At 59.9% G+C, this 2,571-nt stretch carries 4 protein-coding genes; 3 read left to right on the forward strand and 1 reads right to left on the reverse strand.

Annotated features, from left to right (window positions below; all coding sequences use genetic code 11):
* The first annotated feature begins 139 nt into the window (after positions 1-139).
* A complete protein-coding gene (locus ABW043_RS19825) occupies positions 140-289 on the forward strand; it encodes a DUF1127 domain-containing protein (RefSeq protein ID WP_082560911.1) in 150 nt (49 codons plus the stop codon).
* A 75-nt stretch (positions 290-364) separates the two neighbouring features.
* On the opposite strand, the gene ABW043_RS19830 is transcribed toward ABW043_RS19825, so the two are convergent.
* Entirely contained in the window at positions 365-544 is a 180-nt protein-coding gene (locus tag ABW043_RS19830; RefSeq protein ID WP_353922930.1) for a 2TM domain-containing protein, read from the reverse strand.
* A 249-nt stretch (positions 545-793) separates the two neighbouring features.
* Between ABW043_RS19830 and trmFO the strand changes: the two genes are divergently transcribed.
* Together trmFO and ABW043_RS19840 are read left to right on the forward strand one after the other, a co-directional pair.
* Entirely contained in the window at positions 794-2,176 is a 1,383-nt protein-coding gene (trmFO, locus tag ABW043_RS19835; RefSeq protein ID WP_353922928.1) for a methylenetetrahydrofolate--tRNA-(uracil(54)-C(5))-methyltransferase (FADH(2)-oxidizing) TrmFO, read from the forward strand.
* Positions 2,173-2,571 (forward strand): YiiD C-terminal domain-containing protein (locus tag ABW043_RS19840; protein WP_353922929.1); only part of this gene is annotated, 399 nt, incomplete at its 3' end. The genes trmFO and ABW043_RS19840, both read left to right, overlap by 4 nt.

Genomic DNA, 2,571 nt, shown 5'->3' on the forward strand with positions numbered 1-2,571 from the left:
TTGACATGCACCTTAACCGAGCATTAACGACACCACGCAACGCCCTGCGCAAATTGCATGGCTTCTTTGACTAATCTCTATCTGCTCGCTGGGGTTGGTCTCGACTATATCTGTCCTTGCAAACGACAGGAGAATTCAAATGGACATCCGCAAAACCTTCAAGAAGTGGGCCGCTTACCAGCAGACGGTTCGTGAACTTGCTGCTCTCGACAATCGCCAGCTGAACGATCTCGGCATCAACCGTACCGAAATCAATCGCATTGCTCGCGATCATGCCAATTCGCTCTAATTCGACCCACTCGAATATTTTAGCGACAATAGATCGAACGCCCACCTTCTGCTGAAGGCGGGCGTTTTTCTTTGGTTAAGTCTCGTTTCGCGTAAAATACCAATGCGCTGCCAGTCCAATGACCCAGGGGAAAAACACCCACTGCACCCACCAGGGTGGACCGGTCATGATATTGATCACTAGATTGATGGCGATTACTGCGACGAATACAAAAGCGTGTATTTGAAAGCCTTTAGCAGGCGTAGACGCTGTCACCTGAACCCCCGAGACTTGTGAATCCGGTGCTGACGTCGTCGATGGCGCCAGATTGTCCGGCAACTTCGGAACTATACTCCCTCAATTCACGCTGGCAACAAGCGCTCCGCGGCCCTCGAGACCCTGGTGTTTCGGGCCTCTGCGCATAGTCTGGCGAGAACTTATCCCCGCCCCAAAAAGCTGAGCTATTCTGCGTAGCGCTGCGGGGTTTGAGTTGCGTGTAGGCATGGCGCTTGGTATCTGCCAGCCATGTCAAACGAACCCATTCATATTATCGGCGGGGGCCTCGCTGGCTCCGAAGCCGCATGGCAGGCCGCCGAAGCTGGCGCGACCGTCATTGTGCACGAAATGCGCGGCGTCAAAGGCACGGATGCGCATAGCACCGAAGACTTTGCCGAGCTCGTCTGCTCCAACAGCTTCCGCTCCGATGACCACGAGCACAACGCCGTCGGCCTCCTCCACGAGGAAATGCGCCGCTGCGGCTCGATCATCATGCGCTCCGCCGACGAGCACAAGCTGCCGGCTGGCGGCGCGCTGGCCGTCGATCGCCACGGTTTCTCCGCTGGCGTCACGCAAGCCATTGAAAATCATCCACGAATTACCATCGTCCGCGAGGAACTGGATGGTTGGCCGCCGGAGGACTGGCGCCATGTCATCATCGCGACGGGCCCCCTCACCTCCCCCGCGCTGACCGAAGCAATCCTCGCCAAGACCGGCGAAGACTCCCTCGCCTTCTTCGACGCCATCGCGCCGATCGTCCATTATGACAGCATCGACCACGACATCGCCTGGAAGCAGTCCCGCTACGACAAGGTTGGTCCCGGCGGCAACGGCGCCGACTATATCAACCTGCCGATGGACCGCGACGAGTACTATGCCTTTGTAGAGGCTCTGAAAACCGCGCCACTGCACGAGTTCAAGGACTGGGAGAAGGTCCCCTATTTCGACGGCTGCCTGCCCATCGAAGTCATGGCTGAGCGCGGCGACGAAACCCTGCGCCACGGCCCGATGAAGCCCGTTGGGCTCACCAATCCGCGCAATCCGACCGTAAAGCCCTACGCCATCGTCCAGCTCCGCCAGGACAATGCGTTGGGTTCGCTCTGGAACATGGTCGGCTTCCAGACCAAGATGCGCTACGGCATCCAGGCTGAGATCTTCCGCATGATCCCGGGTCTTGCCAACGCTCAGTTCGCGCGCCTCGGCGGCTTGCACCGCAATACTTTCATTAATTCCCCCAAGGTCTTGGGCCCGGACATGCGCCTCAAGGCCGACCCGCGCATCCGCTTTGCCGGTCAGGTCACGGGCGTTGAAGGCTATGTCGAGAGCGCCGCCGTCGGCCTCATCACCGGTCGGCTGACCGCGGCCGAAGCTCGTGGCGAAACCATGCCTCTGCCGCCCGTCACCACGGCCCTCGGCGCCCTGATCGGCCACGTTACCGGCGGCCACATTGAAGCCGAAAGCTATAGCGGCGCTCGCAGTTTCCAGCCCATGAACGTCAATTTCGGCCTCTTCCCGGAAGTGACCATTGAGAAGCCTGAAGGCGTAAAGCGCTGGCGTGGCCCGGAAAAGACCATGGCAAAGCGCCGCGCCATCACCAGCCGCGCTTTGGAAGACCTGAAAGTCTGGCAGTGACCCCGGAGGCGCTGCGCACCTATCTCCACGACCATATCCCGCTTTCGAGGGCCATGGCCGTGGAGGTTCTGGAAGCCAGCGCCGCCCACGTCCTGCTCGAAGCGCCCCTCGAGCCAAATATCAATATGCACGGCACCATGTTCGGCGGCAGCGCAGCCACGCTCGCGCTGCTCGCCGCCTGGTCTGTCATGCATCTGAAACTTGAGGCGGAAGGCATCGCCAGCCAGTTGGTGATCCACAAAACCGCCACCGAGTATCTCTTGCCGATAACCGGCCTCGCTCAGGCCTCGGCCCATCTCGATGAGGCGAGCTGGCCGGGCTTTCTTCAAACCTACAAGCGGCGCGGCCGCGCGCGATTCACGGTCGCCGCAGAGCTCCTGTTCGAAGGTAAAGTC

Source organism: Devosia sp. (genome assembly GCF_040509215.1).
GTDB lineage: Bacteria > Pseudomonadota > Alphaproteobacteria > Rhizobiales > Devosiaceae > Devosia.